The organism is Allobranchiibius sp. CTAmp26 (assembly GCF_017565405.1).
Lineage (GTDB): Bacteria > Actinomycetota > Actinomycetes > Actinomycetales > Dermatophilaceae > Allobranchiibius.
Window position 1 is genome coordinate 135224 of sequence record NZ_JAGEKR010000024.1, and the last position, 25861, is coordinate 161084.

At 67.5% G+C, this 25861-nt stretch carries 26 protein-coding genes, 2 tRNA genes and 1 pseudogene; 13 read left to right on the plus strand and 16 right to left on the minus strand.

Features of this window, described 5'->3' with window-relative positions; translation table 11 throughout:
* Positions 1-11: 11 nt before the first annotated feature.
* From J4030_RS16845 to J4030_RS16865, 5 genes are all read right to left on the minus strand, one after another.
* Entirely contained in the window at positions 12-1196 is a 1185-nt protein-coding gene (locus J4030_RS16845) for an ABC transporter permease (protein ID WP_208050393.1), read from the minus strand.
* A 25-nt stretch (positions 1197-1221) separates the two neighbouring features.
* Positions 1222-2772, minus strand: a complete 1551-nt coding sequence (locus J4030_RS16850; RefSeq protein WP_208050394.1) for a sugar ABC transporter ATP-binding protein — start codon at positions 2770-2772, stop codon at positions 1222-1224.
* On the minus strand, positions 2769-3476 hold the full coding sequence (locus J4030_RS16855; RefSeq protein ID WP_208050395.1) for a DUF2291 family protein: 708 nt from the start codon (positions 3474-3476) through the stop codon (positions 2769-2771). Before J4030_RS16855 ends, J4030_RS16850 begins: the two co-directional genes overlap by 4 nt.
* Positions 3476-4507, minus strand: coding sequence for an alcohol dehydrogenase catalytic domain-containing protein (locus J4030_RS16860; RefSeq protein ID WP_208050396.1), 1032 nt, complete (start codon positions 4505-4507; stop codon positions 3476-3478). Before J4030_RS16860 ends, J4030_RS16855 begins: the two co-directional genes overlap by 1 nt.
* A gap of 468 nt (positions 4508-4975) precedes the next feature.
* Positions 4976-5066 (minus strand) — tRNA-Ser (locus J4030_RS16865).
* Between the two features lie 143 nt (positions 5067-5209).
* On the opposite strand from J4030_RS16865, the gene J4030_RS16870 reads away from it, so the two are divergent.
* Positions 5210-6862 carry an LCP family protein gene (locus J4030_RS16870; RefSeq protein WP_208050397.1) on the plus strand — a complete coding sequence of 551 codons (1653 nt, stop codon included), beginning with the start codon at positions 5210-5212 and terminating at the stop codon, positions 6860-6862.
* A gap of 382 nt (positions 6863-7244) precedes the next feature.
* Here the strand turns inward: J4030_RS16870 and J4030_RS16875 are convergent, their stop codons facing one another.
* Positions 7245-7448: a cold-shock protein gene (locus tag J4030_RS16875; RefSeq protein ID WP_179478439.1), complete on the minus strand. Its 204-nt coding sequence runs from the start codon at positions 7446-7448 to the stop codon at positions 7245-7247.
* Between the two features lie 256 nt (positions 7449-7704).
* Here J4030_RS16875 and J4030_RS16880 point away from each other — a divergent pair, with 256 nt between their 5' ends.
* Positions 7705-7920, plus strand: coding sequence for a molybdopterin-binding protein (locus J4030_RS16880; protein WP_208050398.1), 216 nt, complete (start codon positions 7705-7707; stop codon positions 7918-7920).
* Between the two features lie 26 nt (positions 7921-7946).
* Here J4030_RS16880 and J4030_RS16885 read toward each other — a convergent pair.
* Positions 7947-8033, minus strand: a tRNA-Ser gene (locus J4030_RS16885).
* Between the two features lie 214 nt (positions 8034-8247).
* On the opposite strand from J4030_RS16885, the gene J4030_RS16890 reads away from it, so the two are divergent.
* Positions 8248-11397 (plus strand): BTAD domain-containing putative transcriptional regulator, encoded by a 3150-nt coding sequence (locus J4030_RS16890; RefSeq protein ID WP_208050399.1) that lies wholly within the window; start codon positions 8248-8250, stop codon positions 11395-11397.
* Here J4030_RS16890 and J4030_RS16895 read toward each other — a convergent pair.
* Both J4030_RS16895 and J4030_RS16900 read right to left on the minus strand, forming a co-directional pair.
* Complete coding sequence (locus J4030_RS16895) at positions 11379-12218, minus strand: ABC transporter permease (protein WP_208050400.1); 840 nt, start codon at positions 12216-12218, stop codon at positions 11379-11381. The two genes, J4030_RS16890 and J4030_RS16895, sit on opposite strands and share 19 nt — an antisense overlap.
* Positions 12218-13240: an ATP-binding cassette domain-containing protein gene (locus tag J4030_RS16900; protein ID WP_208050401.1), complete on the minus strand. Its 1023-nt coding sequence runs from the start codon at positions 13238-13240 to the stop codon at positions 12218-12220. Before J4030_RS16900 ends, J4030_RS16895 begins: the two co-directional genes overlap by 1 nt.
* A gap of 131 nt (positions 13241-13371) precedes the next feature.
* On the opposite strand from J4030_RS16900, the gene J4030_RS16905 reads away from it, so the two are divergent.
* The 3 genes from J4030_RS16905 to J4030_RS16915 all read left to right on the plus strand — a co-directional run bounded on the left by J4030_RS16905 (position 13372) and on the right by J4030_RS16915 (position 15423).
* Positions 13372-13836 (plus strand): hypothetical protein, encoded by a 465-nt coding sequence (locus tag J4030_RS16905; RefSeq protein WP_208050402.1) that lies wholly within the window; start codon positions 13372-13374, stop codon positions 13834-13836.
* 217 nt (positions 13837-14053) lie between these two features.
* Complete coding sequence (locus tag J4030_RS16910) at positions 14054-14329, plus strand: HU family DNA-binding protein (RefSeq protein ID WP_179478420.1); 276 nt, start codon at positions 14054-14056, stop codon at positions 14327-14329.
* A gap of 107 nt (positions 14330-14436) precedes the next feature.
* Complete coding sequence (locus J4030_RS16915; protein WP_208050403.1) at positions 14437-15423, plus strand: squalene cyclase; 987 nt, start codon at positions 14437-14439, stop codon at positions 15421-15423.
* Positions 15424-15521: 98 nt separating this feature from the next.
* On the opposite strand, the gene J4030_RS16920 is transcribed toward J4030_RS16915, so the two are convergent.
* Entirely contained in the window at positions 15522-15800 is a 279-nt protein-coding gene (locus tag J4030_RS16920; RefSeq protein WP_208050404.1) for a GlsB/YeaQ/YmgE family stress response membrane protein, read from the minus strand.
* A gap of 92 nt (positions 15801-15892) precedes the next feature.
* Between J4030_RS16920 and J4030_RS16925 the strand changes: the two genes are divergently transcribed.
* The 3 genes from J4030_RS16925 (at position 15893) to J4030_RS16935 (ending at position 17775) form a co-directional block, all read left to right on the plus strand.
* Positions 15893-16552 carry a response regulator transcription factor gene (locus J4030_RS16925; protein WP_307864755.1) on the plus strand — a complete coding sequence of 220 codons (660 nt, stop codon included), beginning with the start codon at positions 15893-15895 and terminating at the stop codon, positions 16550-16552.
* A 55-nt stretch (positions 16553-16607) separates the two neighbouring features.
* Positions 16608-17045 carry a universal stress protein gene (locus tag J4030_RS16930; RefSeq protein ID WP_208050405.1) on the plus strand — a complete coding sequence of 146 codons (438 nt, stop codon included), beginning with the start codon at positions 16608-16610 and terminating at the stop codon, positions 17043-17045.
* A 190-nt stretch (positions 17046-17235) separates the two neighbouring features.
* Entirely contained in the window at positions 17236-17775 is a 540-nt protein-coding gene (locus tag J4030_RS16935) for an AAA family ATPase (protein WP_208050406.1), read from the plus strand.
* Positions 17776-17847: 72 nt separating this feature from the next.
* Here J4030_RS16935 and J4030_RS16940 read toward each other — a convergent pair whose 3' ends face one another.
* Positions 17848-18255, minus strand: coding sequence for a hypothetical protein (locus J4030_RS16940; RefSeq protein WP_208050407.1), 408 nt, complete (start codon positions 18253-18255; stop codon positions 17848-17850).
* Positions 18256-18474: 219 nt separating this feature from the next.
* On the opposite strand from J4030_RS16940, the gene J4030_RS16945 reads away from it, so the two are divergent.
* The 3 genes from J4030_RS16945 (at position 18475) to J4030_RS16955 (ending at position 20627) form a co-directional block, all read left to right on the plus strand.
* The gene (locus J4030_RS16945; protein WP_208050408.1) at positions 18475-19032 is read left to right on the plus strand and encodes a hypothetical protein; all 558 of its coding nucleotides are present in this window, start codon (positions 18475-18477) and stop codon (positions 19030-19032) included.
* A 49-nt stretch (positions 19033-19081) separates the two neighbouring features.
* The gene (locus J4030_RS16950; RefSeq protein WP_243763501.1) at positions 19082-19498 is read left to right on the plus strand and encodes an ankyrin repeat domain-containing protein; all 417 of its coding nucleotides are present in this window, start codon (positions 19082-19084) and stop codon (positions 19496-19498) included.
* A gap of 355 nt (positions 19499-19853) precedes the next feature.
* A complete protein-coding gene (locus tag J4030_RS16955; RefSeq protein ID WP_307864756.1) occupies positions 19854-20627 on the plus strand; it encodes an MBL fold metallo-hydrolase in 774 nt (257 codons plus the stop codon).
* A 49-nt stretch (positions 20628-20676) separates the two neighbouring features.
* On the opposite strand, the gene J4030_RS16960 is transcribed toward J4030_RS16955, so the two are convergent.
* The 5 genes and pseudogenes from J4030_RS16960 to J4030_RS16980 form a co-directional block, all read right to left on the minus strand.
* On the minus strand, positions 20677-21105 hold the full coding sequence (locus J4030_RS16960; RefSeq protein WP_208050409.1) for a GNAT family N-acetyltransferase: 429 nt from the start codon (positions 21103-21105) through the stop codon (positions 20677-20679).
* A 127-nt stretch (positions 21106-21232) separates the two neighbouring features.
* Positions 21233-21817: a GNAT family N-acetyltransferase gene (locus J4030_RS16965; protein ID WP_307864759.1), complete on the minus strand. Its 585-nt coding sequence runs from the start codon at positions 21815-21817 to the stop codon at positions 21233-21235.
* A gap of 158 nt (positions 21818-21975) precedes the next feature.
* Entirely contained in the window at positions 21976-22560 is a 585-nt protein-coding gene (locus tag J4030_RS16970; RefSeq protein WP_208050411.1) for a phosphoribosyltransferase family protein, read from the minus strand.
* Positions 22561-22704: 144 nt separating this feature from the next.
* Positions 22705-23112: a hypothetical protein gene (locus J4030_RS16975; protein WP_208050412.1), complete on the minus strand. Its 408-nt coding sequence runs from the start codon at positions 23110-23112 to the stop codon at positions 22705-22707.
* Between the two features lie 147 nt (positions 23113-23259).
* A pseudogene (locus J4030_RS16980) lies at positions 23260-24390 on the minus strand (MFS transporter); the annotation flags it as partial.
* Between the two features lie 38 nt (positions 24391-24428).
* On the opposite strand from J4030_RS16980, the gene J4030_RS16985 reads away from it, so the two are divergent.
* On the plus strand, positions 24429-24935 hold the full coding sequence (locus J4030_RS16985) for a hypothetical protein (protein WP_208050413.1): 507 nt from the start codon (positions 24429-24431) through the stop codon (positions 24933-24935).
* Positions 24936-25861 lie beyond the last annotated feature (926 nt).

A 25861-nucleotide genomic window follows, 5' to 3' on the forward strand; every position in this document is an offset into this window, starting at 1 on the left:
GACCGGGAGGATCAGCTGGCGGTCTTGCCGATGTCCGGAGCCGATTGCGGCACGTCGGAGTTCTTGGTGGCCCTGGGGCCTGCGGCGTCCGCCGTCGCACCGTCAGCCCCCGGGGCGCTCGAACCGGTCTTCCTGCGCCGGGTGCCCTTGTACTGCACGGCGTTCAGCAGGACCGCCAGGATGATCACGGCACCGGTGAAGACGGTCTGCCAGTACGACGAGACCCCGACGATGGTCAGGCCGTCGGACAGGAACCCGATCACGAACGCACCGAGCAGGGTGCCGCGGACGTTGCCCCGGCCACCGGTCAGCGCGGCGCCGCCGATGACGACCGCGGCTATCGCGGTCAGCTCATACGACTGGCCGTTGACCGGGCTGGCGGCGGTCAGTTCCGAGGACAGGATCAGACCGGCGATCGCGGCGCAGACCCCGGAGGCCACGTAGACGCGGACCTTCACCTTGCGGACGGGCACTCCGGACAGTTCGGCGGCGCGCTCGTTGCCGCCGGACGCGTAGAGCCACCGGCCGAAGACCGCGCGGTTCAGCGTGACGGCGATGATGATCGCGACGACGACCATGACGATCACGCCGACCGGGATGCCCAGCAGCTTGTTGAAACCGAGCCAGTTGAAGCCGGTGTTGCCCAGCTTGGGGTCGCCGGCCAGGTTGTTGTAGGGCTGGCCGTTGGTCATCAGCTCCGCGAGGCCGCGGACGACGTACAGGGTGCCCAGCGTCGCGACGAACGGCGCGACCTTCAGCCGGCCGACCAGGATGCCGTTGACCAGGCCCACGAATCCGCCCACCGCACAGCAGATGACGACCACCACCCACACCGCGGGGAACGCCGTGTGATCGCTGAGGGGCAGGTTCACCCCCTTCATGAGGAAGCCCGCGACCATCCCCGAGATCGCCAGAGTGGACCCGACCGACAGATCGATGCCGCCGTTGAGGATGACCAGCAGCATGCCCATCGCGAGGAGGGCGTAGATCGCGACGTGGGAGGCCATCGAGATGATGTTGTCGACCGTGAAGTAGTTGCCCGAGAGGCTCGAGAACACCACGATGATGACGATCAGCGCGAGGAACGCGCGCCCCTCCAGCAGGACCTTCCCGATGCTGAGGTTCGTGGGAATCCGGGAGGTGCGCGGCTTCGGCCCCGAGTCCTCGGGTGCGCGATTCGCGGTCGATGCGGTCATGACGTTATGTCCGTTTCTGCCAGGGTCATGAGACGAGGGATTCACCGGAGGCGGCCATGATCTGTTCCTTGGCCACGTTCGAGCCGAACTCGGCGGAGATGCGGCCGCGCCGCATCACCACGACGCGGTGGGCGATGCTGAGGCACTCACCCACCTCGGATGTCGAGTAGAGGACGCCGAGACCTTCGCGGGCGCGGGCGGCGAGCAGCCCGAAGACCTCGGCCTTCGCGCCGACGTCGATCCCGCGGCTCGGTTCGTCGAGCAGGATCACCTGGGGGTCGGTCGACAGCATCTTGCCGATGACGACCTTCTGCTGGTTGCCCCCCGACAGCGAGCCGATCATCGCGCCGCCGCCGGAGGTCTTGACGTGCACGTCGCGGATCGCGCCGTCGACGAGCTTGCGTTCCATGGCGGGCGACATCAGCAGTGTCTTGACGAACGACCCGAGGCTGGCCAGCGACATGTTGCGTCCGACCGTCATCGTCTGCACGAGGCCGTCCCGCTGGCGATCCTCGGGAACGAGGCCCATTCCGGCGGCTATCCGCCCCGCGATCGTCAGCTTCGCGACATCTTTGTCCTTCAGCAGCACGCGGCCGCCGGAGAGGGGCACACGACCGGCCACGGCCTCGAGCAGCTCGGTGCGCCCGGCGCCCATCAGCCCGTAGATGCAGACGATCTCCCCCGCCCGCACGTCCAGGCTCAGATGATCGACCAGGAAGCGGTCGGCGTTGTCCGGATCGGCGACGCTGACGTCCTGGATGGAGAGGGCGACGTCGCCGAACGTGTAGTCGCTCGGCGGACTGCCCAGGTCGAAGTTCTCTCCGACCATGTTGCGCACGATCCACTCCAGGTCGATGTCCTCGACCTCGGCACTGGCGGTCATCGCACCGTCGCGGAGGACGACGGCGTAGTCGGTGATCTGCAGCGCCTCCTCCAGGTGGTGGGAGATGTAGACGATCGACACACCGCGACTGGTCAGGTCGTGGATCACCTTGAACAGCACCTCGACCTCGGTCGCGCTGAGCGCCGAGGTGGGCTCGTCCATGATCAGGATCCGGGCGTTGACCGAGAGGGCGCGGGCGATCTCCACGATCTGCTGCTGCCCGAGGCGCAGCTCCGCGACGAGCGTGGCGGGGTCGATCTGCTCCTCCAGCTCCGCCATGAGGGCACGGGTCTGACGGGTCTCCTCGGCGAAGTCGATGCCGGTCGCGTTGTGGATCTCCCGGCCCATGAAGATGTTGTCGCGGACGCTGAGATTGGGCGCGAGGCTCAGCTCCTGGTGGATGATCGAGATCCCGCGATCGCGGGCGTCGACGGTCGAGGCGAAGGTGACCTGCTCGCCGTACAACTCGATCGACCCCGACGTGGGTTGCTCGACACCCGACAGGATCTTCATCAGCGTGGACTTGCCCGCACCGTTCTCGCCGAACAACGTCGTCACGGTGCCGCGGTGGATGTCGAAGTTGACGCCCTTGAGCGCGCGGGTGCCGCCGTAGGTCTTGACCACGTCGCGAGCGCGTACGACGACGTCGTCGCGGGCAGCGGGCGCGAGTGCCTCGGCCGTTTCCAGGCTCACTTCACGGCCACCTTCGACGGGGTCACGGTCCACAGGTTCGGGTTGATCAGCAGGAAGGCGCCCTCGACCTCCACCGTCTTACCGGTGAGGGAGCTCGTGCCGAGTTTGGCGAGGACCTGCGACTTCAACTGGTTGTTGAGCGCGAGCGAGGCGTTGAGGAAGTCGGTCTGGTTGGCGATGCCCGGGGTGTTCTGGGTGTAGGCGCCGCTGACGTCGCGCAGGTCGGTGGAGGTGATCGCCGGGCCGACGACGAGGTTGACCGCGTGCGTCTTGGGCAGGCCCGAGATGGTGACCGCGTAGGTGCCGTTGCCCTGGTTCTTGCCGACCACCCCGGTGAACTTGACGGGGATCTCCGGGCCGGCTGCCCCGTCGGGGGTCTTCCCGAACTTCGCACCGGTCGGGTCGGTCTTCAGACCGGCCGCCAGCGTGGTCGCGGGGACGGCCTTACTGCTGATGTAGCTCTGCACGACCGGGAAGTTCTTCGTCGCGAACGTCGTCGGGTCGAAGACCGGCGTCCCGCCGTTGGCTGCCACCGCGGCATTGCTGCCGCCGCCGACGTAGGAGGTGCCGACGGTGAACATCAGCACCACGACGACGACGAGGACGGCCAGCGGCGCGAACCGCTTGATCGCCGCGGAGTCGGTCCCGCGACCGAGCCGGCGACCGCTGCCGCCCGCGGGCGCCGTGTCGCTGGCGGTACTCATCAGAGGAGCACCTTGGACTCGGCGTCGTTCGGACGGATCTGCAGCTTGCGACCGGTGCCGGCGCGGAACATCGTCAGCGCGTCGGCGTAGTCGTCGAGGCTGAAGGAGTGGCTGACCATCGGCGCCGCCTTGATGGCGCCGGCCTCGAACATCTCCACCGCGCGGCCGAACGAGTTCAGCACCGCCATCGATCCGCCGATCGACAGTTCGTCGCGGTAGACCCGGAACGGCGCGTACTGGGCGACGGCGTCGGTCGCGGCCACGCCGAAGTGCTGGAACGACGCGCCGGGCTTCAGCCGCTTGAGGCCGTCCTCGATCGCCTTAACGTTGCCGGTGCAGTCGATCACGACGTCCCACAGCTCGCGGTCCGCGTCGTCGGCGTTGGTGTAGCGGTGCTGGACACCCACATCCGCGGCGACCTGCAGGCGCCCCTCGTTGACGTCGATGACGGTGACCGACGCGGCCCCGGCGTACGGCGCGAGCTGCGCCATCAGCAGGCCCATGGTGCCGGCGCCGTACACGAGCACGTGGTCACCCATCCGCCGCGGCAACTGGTCCCACCCGCGGATCGAGCAGGCCAGCGGCTCGATCAGTGCCGCGAGGTGCAGGTCGGTGTCGGGCTTGAGCTTGAAGACGTTCGCGAGCGGTGCGACGAAACGCTCCTGGGAGGCGCCGTCCGAGGCCACGACGCCCAGCCCGTTCCAGGAACGACACAGGTTGTTCTTGCCGTTGAGGCAGAACTCGCACTCGCCACAGACGGTGCTGGGGTTGATCGCGACATGGTCGCCGACGGCGAGCTTGTTGCTGCTGGTGTCACATCCCTCGCCCAGTGCGACGACCGTCCCCGTCGCCTCGTGGCCCGGGACGAGGGGGAACACGGTGCCCTCGAACTCACCGTCGAACACATGGGCATCGGTACCGCAGATGCCCACGGCGGCGGTCTCGATGAGCACCTCCTTGAAGCCCGGCGTGGGCTCGGGGCGGTCTTCGAGCACCAACGTGCCCTCGCTGGCGAAAACAACTGCGCGCATGCCTGGCTCCTTGCATCAACGTCCGGTTCGAGGCCCGCCCTCACGCCGATCGGGCTACGCAGCCACGTTCGTGTGAGAATTGTGTGATCTTGTGCTGCTTTCGGGTGATCTTTAAAGTAATCTGGGTCACACCAGCCTGTCAACAGATCCACGCTGAACCGCAGCGAAGAATGTAGTGGGGGTGCCTGGCACATCCCAGGAAGAGACCAAAGCAACTGTCAATGCTTACCATCGGGCGCTGACGGCCGGCGGCGAGTGATGATGCGCATCGGGGTTCGCCGGATGTTCGTCGGCGTCACCGCACGTGCTGGGTGTGCTCACATTTCACACAGCCAGCCCACAGTAATGAGGGGGCAGAGTGCGAAGGTGCAGATGCTGACTGGCGAACTCGCACGCCGGCGCGGGACGTGGGACGCACGAACCCCCACCGAGCCGCGGCTCGGTGGGGGTTCGGTCTTACTCGTTCGGCGGAGGCGGAGGGATTTGAACCCTCGATGGGGTTGTAGCCCCAAACCCGCTTAGCAGGCGGGCGCCATAGACCTGACTAGGCGACGCCTCCAATGCAAGCGACGGCAAGGTTACCGGCGCGGCAGCGGAGGGCCAAACCGATCCTGATCTGCCGCTGTTGGACCTGAAGTGTGTACCGGTGGTGGATGATGTGGTGGGCTTCATTGAATTTCGACACAACCTACGAGAGCAGACATGACTGAACGCGGCGAACCCGGTGCACCCGACCGCCGGGCGCAGCTTCCTCGCGCGTCGCGTCCGTCGACGACCGATGAGGTAGAGGAGTCGTCCGCCTCCGGCGACGACACCGGCTCGCGGCGCGTCCGCCCATCCGGAGCCAGCGTCGCAGGTGCTGGTTCTCAGCTCCGATCACGCTCCGCTGCCCGCGAGTCGCGGTCCCACGACGTACGTCGCGCGCTGCTGCTCACCACGATGAGCGCGATCCTGCCGGGTCTGGGCCTGACCCTCACCCGCAGGCGGCGCCTGGGTGCCGTGCTGCTCGGCCTGTCCGTCGTGCTGTTCGTCCTGCTGTTCTGGATCCTCACTCGCGGCGGCATCATGCACGGCGCGGCGCGGCTGCTGTCCACGCGCGGCCTGGTCTTCCTGTTGTTCGTGTGCATCGTCGGCGGGTTGGTCTGGCTGGGCGGGATCCTCGCGACGTACGCCGAGACCTCGGGCAGTCGTTGGCCGAACCGGACCAAGTGGATGCACCGTCTTTTCACGGCCCTGCTCTGCATGGTCGTCGGTGTTCCCGCCGCCGTGGCCACCAACTACGTGTGGGTCACCAAGGGCACGCTCGACCATGTCTTCACGGTCCGGTACAAGGGCCGCGACCCCGTACAGCACACTCCGGCCGCCGGCTCGGACCCGTGGAAGTCGGTCCCCCGCATCAACATGCTCTTCCTGGGATCGGACGCGGGCGCGGACCGTACCGGCGTGCGTACCGACTCGATCATGGTGGCGAGCATCGACACCCACACCGGTGACACGACGTTGGTGAGCATCCCGCGCAACCTGGAGCACGTGCCGATCCCGGCGACCAACCCGTTGCACAAGATCTACCCCAACGGGTTCTACTGCCCGAACCGCGGCCAGGGCCACGACTGCCTGATGGACGCGCTGTGGACCGAGGCCGGGACGAACTACCCGACGCTCTTCCCCAAGGACGAGAAGAACCCCGGCCTGGACACGACCCGTGAGGTCGTCAGCGACATCGTGGGTATGCCGATCGACTACACCGTGGTCATCGACCTCGCGGGCTTCCAGAAGTTGGTGGACGCGATGGGCGGCGTCTACGTCAACGTGCCGGCCGGCGGGATCGCCATCGGAGGCCGCATCGCGAACGGCCAGATCGTGCCCGGCAGCATCACCGGCCGAGTCCCCGCCGGGTACCACAAGCTCAACGGCTACCAGGCACTGTGGTACTCCCGCAGCCGTGTCGAGAACAGCGACGACGACCGCACCCGTCGCCAGCGCTGCATGGTCAACAGCCTAATCAACCAGGCGAACCCGTTCACCATGATCACCAAGTTCACCGACGTGATGAGCGTCGCGCGACAGAGCATCACGATGGACGTCCCCCAGGATCACCTGGACGCGTTCGCGACGCTGGTCAACCGCATGAAGAAGGGCAACATGCGCAGCGTCAACCTGAGCTACCCGACCATCGCGAGCGGCAACCCGGACTTCGCCAAGATCCGGCAACTGGTCAAGGCCGCGATCGACCGTCCGCACACTGCGGCGAAGCCGAAGGCGGCCAAGCCCTCGTCCACGCCCAGCACGTCGACACCGTCGTCGACCACGACCAAGCCGGCGAACCCCATCTCGGACACCGCCAGCTCCTGCTGACGACGTCCGGCTCGGCCCGCATTCGTTGCGGGCCGAGTGGGCCACAACGCGCGGTCCCGCTTCCCCCACTCACACGTTTCGGGCCGAGTGGGCCACAACGCGCGGTCCCGCTTCCCCCACTCACACGTTTCGGGCCGAGCGGGCCACAACGCGCGGTCCCGCTTCGTCCACGCGCACCTTTCGGCCCGAGCGGGCCACAACGCGCGGTCCGGCTCCGACCACCCGCACCTTTCGGCCCCAGCGGGCCACCACGCTTGGTGTCATCCGTCCTGACCTCGCCATGGCCGGCTGGAACGACAAAGCACCCCGCCACCGAACGGTGGCGGGGTGCTTAGCAGGAGCAGCTGCGGCGAGCCGCAAGCTCCTTAAGTCTGTCGAAAGATCAGACCGCGACGACGTTGGTCGCCTGCGGGCCCTTGTCGCCCTGGGTGATCTCGAACTCCACGCGCTGCGCTTCGTCGAGGCTCTTGTATCCATTGGTCTGGATGGCGGAGTAGTGGACGAAAACGTCCGGGCCCCCACCGTCCTGCGCAATGAAGCCGAAGCCCTTTTCAGCGTTGAACCACTTGACGGTGCCCTGTGCCATTCGGGGTAACTCTCTATCTATTTCCGGCGTGGAGCTTCGCGGATGCAAAGCTCCGGCTGCCTCGGCCGAACCCACAAGTCATGAACCGTGGCCCACATGCAAAATGCCCGCCTACCTGCTGCGGGCACTCCATCGTCCTGCGAGAAACTCCAACTGCAACCACGACTGACGCTAGCACGGATCGGGGTGCCTGTCCCACCCCTCTGCGATGGGATCCTGAAGCGCGATCACCCGCGTCAACTCAAGGAGATCAACCATGCGCCTGTCCACCCGCAACCAGCTCGCCGGCACGGTCACCGAGGTCACCGTCGGGGCCGTGATGGCGACCGTCAAACTGCGGCTCGACGGCGGTGGCCAGCAGGTCACCGCCAGCATCACCAGGGAGGCCGTGGAGGAGCTCGGACTGACGGTCGGGAGCACGGCGATCGCCCTGGTGAAGTCCACCGAGGTGATGATCGGCGTCGAGGAATAAGCGACCCGACGAGGCGTGCACAAGAGCGGAGGGCGTGGGATTCGAACCCACGATGCCGTTGCCGACATAGCGGTTTTCAAGACCGCCGCACTAGGCCACTATGCGAGCCCTCCAGGCCGGCGTACGCCGAGCCGCCGCCATCGTAGTGGCCGCCCGCGGGGTCGCGGCCGATCATCTTTCCAGGGGTGAGGTGGCCGGTTTGTGTCTGCGGCCAGTGCTGCAGCCCTGGCCACGGACGCAGAACCCCCACGCCGGCGGCCGGACGCCGCCTCCGTCACCCCCAGCGACGCCCAGTGACGAGCCCGCGCCCGCTCCTATGCTGACGGGGTGACCCTCACGCTGCGGCTGCTCGACGAAGCGGCCTGGGGTGAGCAGGAGATCGCCGGCGACCGCGTGCGGACCTTGCTGGCCGCCCTCGTCGCGGCCGGGAGCGAGGGTGTCGGCACGCACCGCCTCGAGGAGTTGCTCTGGCCGGAAGATCCGCCCGGCGATCCACGAAAAGCGTTGCAGGTCATCGTGTCCCGCACGCGCAAGCAGACTGCGCCCGAGGTGGTCGAACGGCTCGGAGCGCGCTACCGGTGCGGCCTCGCGCCCGCCGTTGTCGACGCCTGGCGGCTGCAGCAGCTGGTGCGCTCCGCTCGCCGCGCCGCTGCCGCGCAGGACTGGACCAAGGCGCGCGACCTCGCCGAGCAGGTGCTCGCCACCCCGGTCGGCGGAGCCGAACCCGGGGCGCTGGGGGATCTGCGCGCCAGCGCACGCGACGACATCGACTCCTGCCGCGCGGTGCTGGGCGAGGCGGCAAGCAGGCTCGGCGACCACGCGCGCGCCATCCCCATCCTGCAGCCGCTCGTCGACAGTCCGACCCCGGCCGAGCCGCTGCTGGAGGCCTACCTCCGCAGCGTGTCCGAGACCGCCGGCACCGCCGAGGCCCTGGCCCGGTACGACGCCTACCGACGCACGCTCGCCGACCAGCTCGGCACCACTCCGGGTGAGCGCCTGCGAGCGCTGCACGCGGAGTTCCTGGCCCTGGAGGATCCCCGGCGCAGTGGTGTCCGCTACGACGACACCGACCTGATCGGACGCGGCGCCGATATCACCGCTCTGCGCGAACTCACCCGCACCACAAGGGTGGTCACGATTCTCGGACCGGGCGGTCTGGGCAAGACCAGGCTGGCGCACGTCGTCGGTCGCGGCGCGGTGCAGCCCGCGGTGCACTTCGTGGAACTCGCCGGGGTCGTCTCCGGCGACGGCGTGCTGCCCACCCTCGCGAGCGCCGTCGGCGTCCGCGAGAGTACGACGAACCGTCCGGCCCGGGCCCGTCCCACCGACCTGCGCACCCGGTTGGTGGACCGCCTGGGGTCGGTGCCGACGCTGCTCATCCTGGACAACTGCGAGCAGGTCGTCGACGCGGTCGCCGACCTCGTGGCCACCCTCATCACCCAGGTGCAGGAACTCACCGTGCTCACCACCTCCCGGACCGCGCTGGGTATCCGCGCCGAGCGGGTCTACTCGCTCCCCCAGCTCGGCCACGACGACGCCGTGACGCTCTTCCGCGATCGGGCGCTGGCGGCCCGACCGGGTGTCGAGCTGCGTGACGACATCGTCGGGCCGCTCGTCGACCGCCTCGACGGTCTGCCGCTCGCGATCGAGCTCGCCGCCGCGCGGGTGCGCGCGATGTCGGTGGCCGCGATCGCACAGCGCCTGGACCAGCGCTTCAGCCTGCTGCGCGGCAGCACCCGCGGCGTGCCGGAGCGCCACCAGACCCTGCAGGCCGTCATCGACTGGTCCTGGAACCTGCTCGACCCCGAGGACCGCGACGCGCTCACCGCGCTGTCGGCGTTCCACGACGGGTTCGACCTCGAGGGCGCCGAATGGGTGATCGGGCCCGCAGCCCTCACGCACGTCGAGAGCCTGGTCTCCCAGTCGCTGCTCACGGTGGTCGAGGACGTCACGGTGCGCTACCGGATGCTGGAGACGGTGCGGGAGTTCGGCCGCGACGCGCTGGCGCGGACCGACCGGGGCGCGCAGGTGCGGGCCGCCGTACGCGGGTGGGCGCTGCAGGTCGGTCGCGCGGCCGCGACCCGCTTCTTCGGTCCCGACCAGATCGAGGCAATCGATGCCCTCAGTCGGGACGAAGGCAACCTGAGTGTCGAGCTGGACCGGGCGATCGCGGCCGACGACGCCGCGGCGACCGCCGTGATCGGCGCGACCCTGATCACCCTCTGGCAGGTCAGCGGCAACTTCCTGCGCGCTGTCGACGCCAGCGACAGCGCGGCCCGGGTCATCATGCGTCACCCGACCGACCCCCAGGACGCCGATGCGGCCCGTGTGCTCCTGGCGTGGGCCGCGATGTTCCAGGGACTGTTCCGAGGCACCACCGACGAGGCCCTCCTCGACGCCCTCGACAGGCTGGGCCCCGGCGGCGACCCCCGCACCGCCGCCCTGGTGCAGATCTCGGCAGTCCTCGCGCAGGTCGCCGACCGCGACTCGGCCGGCGCTTTGGAGCGTCTCATCGCCCTGTCCGGTGCGCCGGACAGGCACCTGGCCGGGCTCGCCGCACGGTGGTGGATGCACATCGCGGAGAACGCCGGCGACCTGGACGCCGCATTGCACGCCGTGGACCTCGCCCTGGCCAACAGCAGGGACGCCGACGGCCCGTGGCAGTCCCACGCGTTGCGCGCCGAGCGCGCCGGTCTGCTGGTGCAGGGCGGCCGCCGGATCGAGGCCGCGCGCGAGGCGGAGCGGGCGATCGACGTCCTCGAGCGACTGCACGCCGGGGAGGACGCCGCGCAACAGCGGATGATCATCGCCTTCGGTGCCATCGACGCGGGCGACCTCGCCGCAGCACAGGACCAGTTGCGGCATCTGGAGGACGAGGGCGGCTCCAGCACCCTGCCCGGGTGGGGATCGCTCGAGCCGTTGCGCGCCGAACTCGCTGCGGCACAAGGTGATTCGGTACTGGCCGCGAGCCTGCACTACGACGGGTGGTGCCTCATGCAGCGGGTGACGATGCCACTCGCCGCATCGTTCGACCGGGCCGCGCCTTGGCTGCTCTTCGGCCGCGCGGCGTACCTGCACAGCACGGTCCTGCGCGACGCCCCTGGTGCGTCCGCCGCCACCCGCACGGCGTACGCCGAGGGGCTCGCGGCCCTGTACGAGACGCTCTCGGCTCCGCTGGCCGACCTGGATCACCCGTCCGCCGGCGCCCTGGCGTTCGCCGTGGGCCGCTGGGCCGTCGCCCACGACCCGGACGGCGCGGACGCCGGCGCCCGGTTGATGGTGCTCGCGCACGCGTCCGGCTACAACCAGGTCTACCCGTCGATGGACTGGGAGCGGGCGGTTGCCGAGGTGCAGCAGGTCGCGCCCGGCCTCATCGACCGGGCGCGACCTGGGATCGGCGCCGACGCCGCCGCGCGATTCGAGCAGCTGCGGCAGTCGGTCGACGACCTGCGCGCGGCTCAGAGCTTGCGGCGGTAGGACCGCACCGACAGCGGCGCGAAGAGGGCGATCACCGCGGCGCAGCCGAGCAGGGCCCAGCCGACCTCACCGGTCACGGCACCGTCGTTCATCAGGTCGCGCGCGGCGGTGACGACGTGGGACACCGGGTTGACGTCGACGAACGCACGCAGCCACCCGGGCATCGACCCGGCCGGCACGAACGCGTTGGACAGGAACGTCAGCGGGAACATGATCATCATCGAGATGCCCTGCACGCTCTGCGCGGACTTCATCACGGTGCCGACCCAGGTGAAGACCCACGCCATCGACCACCCGGTGACGATGAGCAGCAGGACCGCGCCGAGGACCCCGAGCACGCCGCCGCCGGGGCGGTAGCCCATCACCAGGCCGACGAGCACGGTGAGGGTCGTGGCGATCGCGTACCGCACCAGGTCCGCGACCATCGGACCGGCGAGGGGTGCGATCCGCGCGATCGGCAACGACCGGAAGCGGTCGAAGACACCCTTGTCCATGTCCTCGCGCAACTGCGTGCCGGTCGCCACGCATGCGGTGAGCACCGTCTGCGCCAGGATGCCGGGGATGATCAGCGGCAGATAGTGCCCGACGCTGCCGGAGACCGCGCCGCCGAACACATACGTGAACATCACCGTGAAGACGATGGGCAGCACCATCACGTCGACCATCTGCTCGGGGTTGCGGCGCATCTTCATCAACGCGCGCCACGCCATGCTGAAGGTCTGCTCGACTGCGGCGCGGGTGCCGACGTGCGGCCGTGGCTGCACGTCGTACGCCGCGGGAAGAGTTGTCGTCGTTGAGGATTCGATCTGTGCAGTGGTCATCAGGCGACTTCCTGGCCGGTGGTGCGGGATGAGTCCGGTGAGTTCTGGTGGGTGTCCTCGCCGGTGAGGGCGAGGAACACCTCGTCGAGGGTCGGCTTCTGCACCGAGAGCGATTCGACGGCGATACCGACTTCGCGCAGCGCGATCAGCACCTCACCCGCCCGGTCGGCGTCGGCCAGCGGGACCGTGAAGCTCGCGCGGTCCGGCGTGCGGACGGCGGTGTCGCCGATGAGGCGACCGGCGATCCGGGCCGCCTCCTCGACCTGGCCGGCATCGCGGACGCCGAGCTGCAGGCTGGATCCGCCCACCTTGGCCTTGAGCTGGTCCGGGGTGCCCTCCGCGACCATCCGGCCGTGGTCGATCACGGCGATGCGGTCGGCCAGCTGATCGGCCTCGTCGAGGTACTGGGTGGTGAGCAGCACGGTGCAACCGTCGGCGACCAGACCGCGGATCGTCTCCCACATCTGGCCGCGGGTACGCGGGTCCAGACCGGTGGTCGGTTCATCGAGGAAGATGACCGGCGGGCTGGTGATCAGGCTTGCCGCGAGGTCCAGCCGACGGCGCATGCCGCCGGAGAACTGCGCGATCTGCCGGTCGGCCGCGTCCGTCAGCGCGAACTGCTCGAGGAGCCGGGCGGCCCGTGCCCGGGCGTCCCGCAGCGAGAGTCCCTGCAGCCGGCCGAACAGGCGCAGATTCTCTGCGGCCGTGAGGTTCTCGTCCACCGAGGCGTACTGCCCGGTGACGCCGATCAGCTGCCGGATGATGTGCGGCGACCCCTGCACGTCGTGCCCGAGGATGCGCGCCGTACCGGCATCGATGGGCAGCAGCGTGGCGAGCATCTTGAGCATGGTGGTCTTGCCGGCGCCGTTGGGTCCGAGCACGCCGTAGATCTCGCCCGGCCGCACCTGCAGGTCGATGCCGTCGACCGCGCGTGCCGCGCCGAACTGCTTGACCAGGCCGGTCGCCTCGACGGCGAGGCGTTCTGCTGGCGGGTGGGACGGGTGGGTGATCTGAGTGGTCATGAGGACACCGTGCGACTGCCCGGTTTCATGGTGGTGTCAGCGCGCTTTCATGCGCTGTCACGAGCGAGGGGGAGCTCACCGGCGAGCCGCCGGTAGGGTCGAGCGCGACACCACACGCTAGGAGACCAGACATGGGCAAGCTGTCGTTTCTCGCCGGGTTCGGCGCCGGGTACGTCTTCGGCGCCAAAGCGGGAGAACGCCGTTACGAGCAGATCAAGCTGCAGGCGTCCAAGGCATGGGAGCACCCGGCGGTGCAAGAGCAGGTGACCAAGGCGGGCGATCAGATCCGCGAACGCGGTCCGGAGGTCGCCGCCGCAGCCGGTCAGGCCGCCGCTCAGGGCGCGGGTCAGGCCGTCAAGAACGCCGCCTCCGCCGCTCTGCACGCGGCCACCGGCAAGAAGCAGGGTCCGGTCGTGCAGGGGACGATCGCCGAGGGTGCGTCGGCCGACGCACCCGGAGCCGTCGCCGTCGACGCGGACACCGTGGACGCGCCGCCGGTGGCGTCGCAGCCGGGCGCACGACGCGCCGCGGCCGAGTCCGCAGAGGCACATCCGGTCGATGCCGACACCGACAGCGGCGAGTCCAAGCTGGACTGAGCCCGTAATCTCGCGACGCGCCGGACGGTGCGGCCTTTTGACACCGCGCCCCAGGCGTCTACGGTGATAAACGACCGCGTGCCGCGGAATACCGGCGAATTGTGGGTATGCCGCGCACCGTCAGTACCGTCAGCTCCGCCGGTCACGCGCCGGCGGACGGATCCGACAGCGTCGGCTCCGATTCCTCTTGAGTGAACGAACACAGAACAGGACTTCCATGAACCGCACTGACCTTGCGAGCACCATCGCGCAGCGCACCGGCGTCAGCGTCAAGGACGCCACCTCGGTGATCACCGGCCTGAACGACGTCATCCTCGAGGCCATCGGCCGCGGCGAGAAGGTGCAGCTGCCCGGTCTGCTGACCGTCGAGCGTGTCGAGCGCGCCGCGCGCACCGGCCGCAACCCCCAGACCGGCGCCGAGATCCAGATCCCCGCGTCGCACGCCGCGAAGGTCACGGCCGGCAGCAAGCTGAAGGCCGCCGCCAAGGGCTGACCCCCACCGCAACGTACGAAGGGCCTCTCACCAGTGCGGTGAGGGGCCCTTCGCCGTCCGGCGCGAAGGTGCATGTCGGCCCGGTCCGACGTTGCTAGCCTCGCCGGGTGCCCAGGGATCGCACCGTCCAAGAGCCGCAGGAGTGGCTGCTCGACTCGGATCCGGCGCTGCGCTGGCAGGTCGAGCGTGACCTGGCAGGACAGCCCGAGCACGTCTGGACCGCTACCCGGGCGCAGATCGCCACCCGCGGGTTCGGCAGACAGCTGCTGGATCGCCAGGACGACGACGGACAGTGGGCAGGTGGCGCGTTCTTCCCCGGGCGGGACTTCACTCCGGCGCCGGAGGACGAGGGCGGTCAGCCCTGGACCGCGACCACGCCGACCCTCACCACGCTGCGCGAGTGGGGGCTGGATGGGCGGGCGCTGGACGGGACCGCCGAACGGCTCGCGGCGGGCAGCCGGTGGGAGTACGACGACCTGCCGTACTGGGGTGGCGAGGTGGACTGTTGCATCAACGCGGTCACCCTCGCCAACGGCGCCTGGCTCGGCGCGGACGTGGCGCAACTGCACGCGTGGTTCCCCGAGCACCAGTTGGCAGACGGCGGCTGGAACTGCGACTGGGTGCAGGGATCGACACGGTCCTCGTTCCACTCCACGCTCAACTCGCTCAAAGGACTGCTGGCCTACGAGCAGCTCACCGGCGACGCGAGCGCGCGCCCGAGCAGGCACCTCGGCGAGGAGTACCTGCTCTCGCGTCGTCTGCTGTACACGCTCACCTCCGGCGAGCAGGTCGGCCCCTGGGCGACACAGTTCGCCTACCCGTTCCGCTGGGTCTACACGGCGTTGAACGCGCTCGACTACTTCCGCTCGGCGGCCGAGCACGACCGCACCGCACCCGATCCGCGTCTCGCCGACGCCGTCGACGTCGTACGCGACGCCCGGCGCGAGGACGGCACCTGGCTCCAGGGCACCCGGTACAAGGGGCGGGTCTGGATCGAGGTCGACGCGCCGGTGGGTGAGCCCTCCAAGTGGCTCACCCTCCATGCCAGCCGCGTCCTGCGCTGGTGGGACGGGGTGGAGCAACCGTCCGGCTGAGGTCCGAATGCCGGACCCGTAGAGCTGCAAAAGGCCCCCCACCAGTGACGGTGAGGGGCCTTTCGTGCCTCCCCCGGATGGCAGGCACGTGCCGTGGGTCAGGCACGCACCGAGCGACGGGCACCCATGCGAGTCCAGATCAGCAGCGCGATGATCGCGCCGATGACCGACCCGATGATGCCGGACGGCTGCAGGAATCCGCCCGCAGCGTCCTTGTGGAAGATGAGGTAGCCGAGGAATCCGCCGATGAACGAGCCGACGATGCCGAGCACGATGGTCGCGAGGATCGACATGTGCTGCTTGCCCGGGACGATCAGGCGCGCCAAGGCACCGGCAATCAGGCCGATGATGACGATGGAGATGATGAGACCCAACATGATTGTGCCTTCCCTTCGAGGATCTGTACTCCTGCAGATTTTCACCCCTAGGGCTGCTGCAACACACCCCTAGGGAGGTTTAACGTGGAGGGGTGCCCAACTCCCCCATCACCGTCGCCCTCGTGGACGACTACGACGTCGTCCTGCTCGGCGTCGCCAAGATCATCGATCAATACCGCGAACGGGTGATCATCGCCGAGATCGACACCAACCAACCGCTGAAGGACACCGTCGACGTCGTGCTCTACGACGCGTTCGCCCAGCCGGAGTCCGACCGCGAAGAGATCGGGGTGCTCATCCGCAGCCCCTGCGCACGCAAGGTCATCGTCTACACCTGGAACTTCCACCCCGAGCTCGTCGAGAGCGCGCGGCGGCAGGGTGTGCACGGCTACCTGTCCAAGGCGCTGCCCGCACGGGAATTCATCGCGGCCATCGAGGCGGTGCACGCGGGTGAAATCGTCATCAGCGATCCGCCGGGCCGTGCCCGTCCGGTGACCGGGCTGGACTGGCCCGGCCGGGGCGAGGGGCTCACCGAGCGCGAGTCGGAGATCCTGGCGCTGATCACCCAGGGCCACAGCAACGCGGAGGTGTCCTCGCGCACCTTCCTCAGCCCCAACACGGTCAAGTCCTACATCCGCACGATCTACCGCAAGATCGATGTGGAGAGCCGCACGCAGGCCGTGCTCTGGGGCGTCGACAACGGCTTCTCGCCCGATCACCGACGGATCGACCACTGGCGCGGCGGGCCGTGACCGATCTGGCCGACGCGCCCGGCGGTGCCGGTCGAAGGTCCGATACCGTCCGAAGATGACAGCGGACGGCGCACCACCCAGGGTCGTGATCGTGGTCGGGGTCGACGGCTCGGATTCCTCGATCCACGCGGGCGCGTACGCCGTGGGAATGGCCCGCCGGATGGACGCCACCCTGGTGGCGGTCTACGTGCACACCCTCGGCGTGTACGCCGCCGCAGCACCCGCTGCCATCCCGCTCCTACGCGAGACCCAGGCCGGCGTGGTGGCCGACATGCGCCGCCAGGTCGCCGAGTCCGGCATCGTCGACGACCTCGACTTCGAGATGGTCGAACGGCACGGCAATCCCTACAAGGAGATCGTCGCCGTGGCGACCGAGCGCCGCGCAGATGCGGTCGTCGTCGGGGCCTCCTCGCATGCCGGCCACCGCCTGGTGGGCTCACTCGCGGTCCATTTGGTGCGGGACGCCAAGTGGCCGGTCACCGTCGTGCCCTGACCTGCCCTTGCTTCGCCTACGGCGTTCGAGTGCCCCCTTCCTCGTGCGCCGCTCTGCCCGGGCTTGCTACCCCGCTACGCCAAGCGATCGACCGGGCAGCGCCGTTCGATACTGGCGACGTTCCCCGTGATGACCAGCAGCCGGCGTGGGCGTGCATCTGGCGCGTCCGCGCCTGCCAGATAGTTGAGTCATGACCGACCAGCACTTGATCGTCCTGCGAGGCAACTCGGGCGCCGGCAAGACGACGCTGGCGCAGCAGTTGCAGCTTGCGATGGGGCGCGGTACCGCGAACATCGGCCAGGACCACCTGCGCCGGGTCATCCTTCGCGAGCACGACGTGCCCGGTGGGGACAACATCCAGCTGATTGCCACCACCGTCAGGTACTGCCTTCAGTTGGGCTACCACGTGATCGTCGAGGGCATCTTCTTCTCGGGGCACTACGGCGACATGCTGCGCGGATTGATTGACACCCATACCGGACCTGCTCACGTCTTCTACCTCGACGTGCCTCTCGCGGAGACCCTGCGTCGTCACGAAGGCCGACCCATGCGGGTCGAGGTCGGACCGGACAAGCTGCGCAACTGGTACATCGACCACGACCTGCTCGGCGTACCGGACGAAGTGGTCCTCGACCACTCCCGCGACCTCGCCAGCACCACCCGACACATCCTCGACCGGGTCGGACCCATCACGGCCAGGACGGACACCAACAGCAGCCGATTTCTTTGACAGGCGGCTCGCCTGCACGCCTCGGGCCGGACATCGATCCGGCGCCGGATGACAGGTCCGAGTCAGGACGGTCTATCCGTTGTCGCTCGCGAGCCCATGCTCCGTAGCGACTGCCGCGAGCCGCCTATCGCGCGTCCACAGCCGGGCGTCAGCCGTGAGCATCGTTGCGGCCAGCGGATGTACGTCGGCGTACCCGATACCCAGACCGAACAGCTGACGACTCTCGATCAGGGTGAGCACCTCGAAGTCTGTCGCAGACCCCGCCTTCGGGAGGTTGCGGAGCAAATGAACAACCTCGCTGCGCCGCGAAAGATCGCTGAGCGCGACTTCACCGGTCACCCAGGCATGAGCGAGAACCTGCCCGACCTGGAACAGCGACGCGAGCTGCGCGTCACTGCCTCGAGGTGGTCGATCCATATCGAGGTGTCGACGAGGAGCACGCAGGCGACGCCCGTCGACGCGGAACCGCTGTCGCGTCATCCAAGGCAAGGGTGGTCCTCATACCCACCTCCAGACACACTTGAGATCATCAGATGATGACCATAGGCGTGCCTTCCCGGTTCGGGCCGGGCTCCAATGCGTCAGGTTCCGCGTTGCCTAGCGGCACCAGTGCGGGTGCTTCTAACGTCGACCTTGGGTACGCCGCACCAAGACGCCGTGGGGGTAGTCGACGGCGACCTGTTGGGAGGTAAATGTTCCATGAACGTTCACAAGATGCCGGTCCTGGCAGGTGTCGTGCTTGCCGCAACAGCAGGGGTCATCACCGCGGCGGTCCCGGCGCACGCCACCACGACGTCCACCACCGGGTCGAAGATTCTCGCCTTGAAGGCCGGGGACACCTTCATCACCGGGCAGCAGGGGGTGTTGTGTCAGGTGCGCCAGACCGGTGTGCTGGTCTGCATGTTCGGTACCTCCGGCCCCTACGGGGTATCGAACGCGGAAGCCAAGCGCATCTGCGGCAACGCCGCACTGGAAGGGATCGTGCTGTCCACGAAATCGTGGACCTGGGACTGCGCCACCGACGTGCAGGTCCTGCCGACCAAGCAATCCAATGCGTGGGCCGTTCCACATCACCTGAAGATCGACAGCAGATACCACGCGGCGATCATCCCGAACTATTGGACGTTCACCTCCGGGGGACTGCCCTGCCACGTGTCTTATAACGGCGCAGTCGGGTGCGCGGCGACCAAGGCCAAGGACACCGGTTTCGTGGCCGACAGCCGCTACACCTATCCCCGCGGGGTCGAGCAGCAGTAGCCCATCTGGCCCGCGACCTACATCACCAACGGGACCTACGCGCCCTTCAGTGACGGTCACGGTGCTACGTGCGGCGTCCAGGGATTCCCAAACAAATCTGTCAGCGAGCGGCACTGAACAGTTGGCGATCGTCGATGCTCTTCTTAGCTCTTCCTTTGATCGCTGCGATGCGAGCATCGGAAGGGCCTCACCCCCCCTGCACTCCGCTGCGAAACATGGTGCAGTAGACGCCGCGCGCACATTGACTGACGGCGGCGCCGAGGTCGATCGAGTGGACACCTTCGGGAACACGCCGCTCTTCGATGCGGAGTTCAACTCGAAGGGGCGGGGCGATCTGATTCTCTTGTTGCGGGGCCTGGGTGCGGATCCGCTCGCCGTCAACGCTAGTGGTCGAACTCCGGTCGGGCTTGCGCGACGAATCGGCAACTACGACGTGGCCAAGTTCTTTGGAGATCTCCCCGCATGAGCGCGCCCTGGGCTGGGTGGCTCATCGCATTGAAGGGTGTAGGGGGTAGGACAGGGCGCTGGCCACATATCCGTTGAGGTCACACAAGGTGGAGTTCCTCTGGCGATCATCGAGCCGACCTCGACTTGCTGAAAGCCGCCGCCGCCTCCCCCGACCTCAACAAATTTGACGGTCCGACGAACTGGGCCTCGCCGTCGAACGTCAGCACTGATTGGCGGCACATTCACCCCGCGCGCGTGCGATGTGATCCTTCTCGCTGCGCTCACCGGTCAGCGGTCGGTGATCGGTCGTCGGTGCAAGACCGGCATCAGGTTGGCGCCGGTCCCGCCGGTCGCACACGTCTAGTGTGGCGAAAGTGACCCCCGTCGTTCCCGCGCAACTGCGTGAGGTCACGGCCGGTGTGTTGGTCGCCACCAGCACCATCATGGCGACCAACACGACAGTGCTGACGGACGGCGGCTCCGCCCTGCTCGTCGATCCGAATTGGTCCGCTGACGAACTGGATTCGCTGGCAACCCAATTGCGCGACCGCGAACTGCGGGTCATCGGCGGCTTCGCTACGCATGCCCACCACGATCACCTGTTGTGGCACCCGGGCTTCGGTACGGCGCCCCGGTGGGCCTCACCACGCGCGGCGGCGGTCGCACGGGATGAACGTGCAGGTCTGCTGCAGGCTCTGGGTGCGACGTTCCCGGCATCGTTGAGCGATTTGATGGGCCGTGTTGAGCCTGTCGAGCACCTGCCGGCGTCTGGCGTCCCCGACGGATTCGCCATCGAGCTGTTGATCCATGACGGCCACGCTCCGGGTCACACGGCGTTGTGGTTGCCACGCCAGCGAGTGCTCATCGCAGGCGACATGCTCAGCGACACCGAGGTGCCGCTGCCGTTCTGGCCCGATGACCTGCCTGCCTACCGCCATGGCCTGGAGCGCCTCGCCGAGGCCGCGGCAGCAGCACGATTTGTCATCCCTGGCCACGGCAGCACCGGGACCGACGCCGCCGGCCGACTGGCAGCAGACAACAACCTCCTGGACGCTGCGGCACAGGGCGTCGCGCACCCGGCAGACGCACGACTGGTCGATCCCACGATGCGCGGCTACTACCACCAGCTGTGTGACATCAGCACGTGATCCGTCTCGCCGGGTGGCAGCCGTTCACCGATCGGCATGCGGACCGGGTTCAGAGGGTTAGCTCGAGGATGTGCTGCGGGCCTGACGTGCCGCCCAGGTAGGTCTTCCCGGTGTCAGTGAACCCACCGGATGTGTAGGTATGGATCGCCGTCGGATTGCGCGTGTTGACGGTCAGTACGACCCGGTCCACGCCGGGTAGGTGCTCTCGTACGAACGCGGGGACGGCAGCGACCGCAGCGCGGGCATACCCGTGGCCCTGATGATCCGATGCCACGTAAAACGCCCGTAACAACACTGCGCTAGGACTGTCCTGAAACTTGCGGAAGTAGCCTCCGCGGTCCAGCGCGAACATCCCGACAGGTTCATCCCCGGCGAGGATTGCCACGGACGTGCGGTCCGGGTCGCCGTCACTCAACGGCAGGGAATCCGCTGCGGGCGCCGCGAACCGTTGCTGGTCTTCCGGCAGCTGATGCGACATCAAGACAGCTCGCCACCGAGAGTCACTCTGATGGATAGGAGCCAACCAGACGACCACATCCGGGGAACACGACTGGCCCACGGGACTCACCGTAACGGTGGGTGCCCACTGACCGATCGGCGAACGGTCAGGTCAACATCGGGAGCCTGAGCCGTGCATGTTGTGGTGCGGGGTCCGTGCACAGTCGTGCGTGGAGTTCCACGTCGAACCGTTCCGTGCCGTACCGCAGCTTCTGGCGTTCGACGCCCTCGGCGAGAAATCCTGCACCCACGGCAACGCGACACGACGCAGGGTTGTTGACGCGGTGCCCAAGCTCCAGACGTTCAAGCCCGTCGCTGAAGGCATGGTCCGCGACCGCTGACAGAGCTCCTGTGGCGTACCCGCGACCACGAGCTGACGCAGCAACCCAGTAGTAGGCCCACGCTGTCGCGTGGCGCCACTCGATCGCGGCCAGACCCACGTTGCCGACCGCCACGCCGTCTTCGACGATCGCCCAGTTACGTGCCGACTCGGCGAAGCCGAGCGAAGACTGTAGGTACTCCTCGGCCTGCAGGTCCGTGTCCAGGACTGCCTCGCCGAACTGAGTACTCAAATCAGGGTTGGAAGCCCACGCAGCCCGCAACGCGGGCGCGTCCGAGAGCATCCACGGTCTGAGCACGACGGATGCAACTACACCAGTCAGGGTGTCTCCCAACGATCGTCGAATGCACACCAACAGAAGCGCCCATCGATCCTGCAGCTGCCACGCACCGCCATCATCGCGGGTCCGTCGCAGTGCTACCCGTAGCCGGATCATGTTGTGACACTCCCGCGTGCAGATCCTCGTGCGGTCGAGTCGCCGCGAACCGATTCGCCCTCAAGTCGATCAGGTCAGCCAGAAGCGATGGGCTCGTCGGTTGCACAAAGGGGGCAGTGATCGGGCGCCCACAGCGGGCTTTCTGCGTTAGCGAGGGTCAGGAGCTCGAGGCCCTCGTCGCGGGCGAGCTCGTCCGGTGCCTGACCGAGTGTCAGCAGCGCCGCGACAGCGACCGGGATCGCGTTCTTCTCACGCAACACCCGTAGCGTTTCCCGAGTGGCCGATCCAGCGTTGATGACGTCATCGACGACCACGACGCGTTGGTCGGCCAGTTCCGCGCCGGCCGCGTCGAGGTAATACCTGTAGGGGAACAGGCCTTGACCGCTCGGCGTCTGCTCGCGATAGGTCCACCGGAAACCGACCTTGAGTTTGGCGGCAACAGCGAATGCCACCAGCGCCCCACCGGTCATCGGCCCGCACACCACATCCGGGCCGACCGCAGCGACCCGGCGAGAGAGATCATCGAACATGCTGGCGAGCTGAGACGGCGCAGCGAACATCCCGTCCAGATCGAGCCAAAGGCCGCCGTGATAGCCAGACTCGAAAACGAAATGACCACGCCGAGCACCCATCAGCGACAGCAGATCGTCGGGTTCCATGAATGACCAGTGTGCCGTCGCGCTCCTCCTCTCGCGGCCCGATCGAACCCACGAGACGAAACGACCCTGCTCAACCACACGGCCCCAGCCCGACGGCTCTTTGTAGAGCGATCCCGTCCCGGTCATCGATCGAAGCGCGGCGAGCTAGCGGCTGAAGGGCCAGTCCGCTGGGTAGCCGAACGGCGTGGTGACGACCTGAACGTTGTCCTCGTACACGACGCGGCCAGGGCGGGCGGTACGCAGCTCCATCCACGGCACGTCGTACCGGTCGAGTAGCTCGAGGTATTCGCCGGTCATCTCCAGCAGGTGGGTGGCCGTCGCCTTGAACCAGGCGCGCGCTCCGGGGAAGCGGTCGAGGTTGTAACACTCGCTGCCGGTCAGTGCAGGGTCGGGGTACGCGGCGTTGGCTCGCGTGTTTGCCGACTGAAGCCACTGCGCGTCGTGGGCGCGCAGGAGGTGTTCCTTAGCTAGTCCGTTGGCCATCGCGAAGACCCCAGGAAACCGCCCGTGGCGGTTCGGCGTCGCGCTCTGAAACCGGATGTAGTCCTCCACCATGGCAGCGGACGAAGTGGGTGGGCACCTGATCCGTAACAAGGTGACCGACTTCAACCCGGCCCGTCCTGCTCAGCGACGATCCTTTCAAGCAGGTGCGAAAGGCTCTATGCGGTCTGAAGGTGTTGTTTTGGGGTCTGGTGGGGGCTATTCGGGCAGATCTGTCGGTATAGCTGGGGTGTGGCGAGGCGCTGGGGGGTTGGGTTCGGTGAGGGTGCGGTGGGTCCAGATAGGTCGGAGGACCAGCACGGCGGCGCCGTAGCCGGTGGCGGCGATGGTCAGCACGGCTCGGGGCGTGGCGATGCCCAGGAGGAGCCCGCCGGTCAAGGTGCCGACCGGGACCATGGAGAAGCTGATGAGTCGGGCAGCGGAACCGACCCGTGCGAGCAGGGCTGGGGGGGTGGTCTGTTGCCGATAGGCAACGTTGCATGAGCTTGAGATCGCACTAGTGGCGGTGACCCCGAAGAGTCCGAGTGAAACCGCCCAGGGGCCCAGGAGACCGGTGGCCAGGGGCGCGAAAAGCGCGAACGGTCCGGCAATTGCTCCGCATAGGACGAGGGTTCGGGCGTTTCCCAGTGCGATGGTGACCCGGTTACTGCTGAGGCCGCCGATGATGCCGCCGCTGCTGCCGAGGGCGATGACTAGTCCTGCCGTCCAGGTGCTGGCGTGCAGCGTGCGGATCAGGAACAAGGTTTCCACGGGGATCCAGACGGCAACGAAGAAGTTCATCCAGCTGTTGGCCGCAACTAGGTAGCGCAGCGGTCGTGCGCGCACCAGCCACCGCAGACCAGTGGTCAGCTCGCGACGTAGCGGTTCGTGCGGTGTGGACGTATCGGGTGGTGGCTCCGTGGAGCGCACCAGGGCCGTGGATGCAGCGGCGACCGCGAAGCTGAGCGCGTCCACCCACAGGGTTCGTGCGCCGCCGATGAGACCGACCAGGGCGCCGGCGATTCCCGGGCCGGCTAATCGGCCGGTGGCGTCGGTAGCAGCGAGGCGCCCGTTGGCCCGGACAAGGTCATCGTGGGCCACGATGCTGGGTAACCAGCTTTGGTAGGCGATGTCGAAGAACACGCTGAACCCGCCGACGATTAAAGCGACGAATACCAGTTGGACGATGGTCAGGGCGCCGAACGCGGCTGCCAGGGGGATCGACGCCAACGCCAGTCCGCGCGCACCGTCGCAGGCCAGCACGACCGGTCGCCGGCGTCGTCGATCGAGCCATACCCCGGCAGGTAACGCCAGCAGGGCTGTTGGTGCGTACGTTGCCGTGCTGAGTACAGCGACCTGTTCTCGTACTCGCTCGAACCGACGATGTGGTGGTCTTCATCAGCGCCGGCCGGATCTTTAGCACGGGCGTGTCGTTTCAGTTGACGACCCAGACGCGCACACCCTCAGATGCGTTGCACAGTCACTGGAGGCCACGTGAAAGCACGGGTGGTGGCCTGTTCTTCGGCGTCGAGTTGTCCGACGGCCGGCGTGCGAGCACGGTCGCCGAGCACTGGACAGATCGCGATCATCACCGCGCCGCGGATGACGTCACACTGATCACCCGCGGAGGCGGCGGTGACAGCACTCACCTGGATCAGGACTACTTCCTGTCACCGGTCCCAGCCGAGGGTTCGATGACGTTCTACGTGGTGTGGCCAGAGCTGGGAATTGCGCAATCAAGCGTGACGATCTCAACAAGTGGCTGGGCTGAAGACGCTGATCAGATTGCTCAGCTGTGGCCGTTGCAGTCCCCGGATCTCACCGAACGTCCTACGCCCCCAGCTCCGCCGCCCAGCACCTGGTTCGATCAGTCCCGAGGCACAGACAGTCCGTAGGCCGATCCCGTCGTGGCACACGGCGCCTACTAGATCGTCTTCGGGCCACCCATGACGCTAGTTAGACCCAACCTGAGCGCTTCGCAACGCTGAACCGAGTTGCCGCCGACCACCTCATCCGCGGCTTCTGCGCCACCGCCTGCTCAGGCCAAGTGAATTGTGCTTGAGCACGGCGCGACAGCTCTCGCGCCACCGGATAACTAGCCCTCCACACCATCGACTGCAACAAGTTTCAGATGTCGTCGGATAGCGGGGCGAAACCTCCAACGCGTGACACGCCGAACATGCACGATGGGAACATCGTGCTGCAGAATTTCAGACGCAATGATGCGGAGGTTTCTCCTCCTTGTTGCTGGACGGAATGAGGCGGCCCTCCCGTCCTTGTTCTCGACTGCAATGCCATTGCGGCCAATATAGACGCAGAGCACTGAGCTCCAGGGCTCGCGCCATTCAATGCTTGCCTGATCGATTCCCCACATAGCGAACAGGAATTTGAAAGGCGAGGCAATCTTTATTGAGAGCCCTTCATCGTCGACCCGAAGTAGGAGAAAGTGTAAGAACCAATTTCCTCTAATCGACATTGTTCGATAACCCCAAAAGTCGATGCTGCCAGACCCGCTGAAGACCATAGCCAATTAAACCAGCATCCAGATGGGTAGTGCGTGCGCAGTGCATCCCGCTAGTGAAGCTCCGGATCTAGAAGAGCGCCCTGTTCAGTCCCAGCCTCCTCCACAGGCGCACCAGCAGCTGAAGTGCACACTGTTGGAGCTGCACGGTCTGGCTGCGCCGGTTGGAGATCGGCACGCGGGAGTGCCACAACCGGATCGCCGACCGGTCACGTTTCCCCACACGCGGTAGATGGTCCGGTTGCGGTCAGACGGGTCAGAGAGAGCTGGTCCGATCAGCGGCGGCCCAAGATGTGCAGG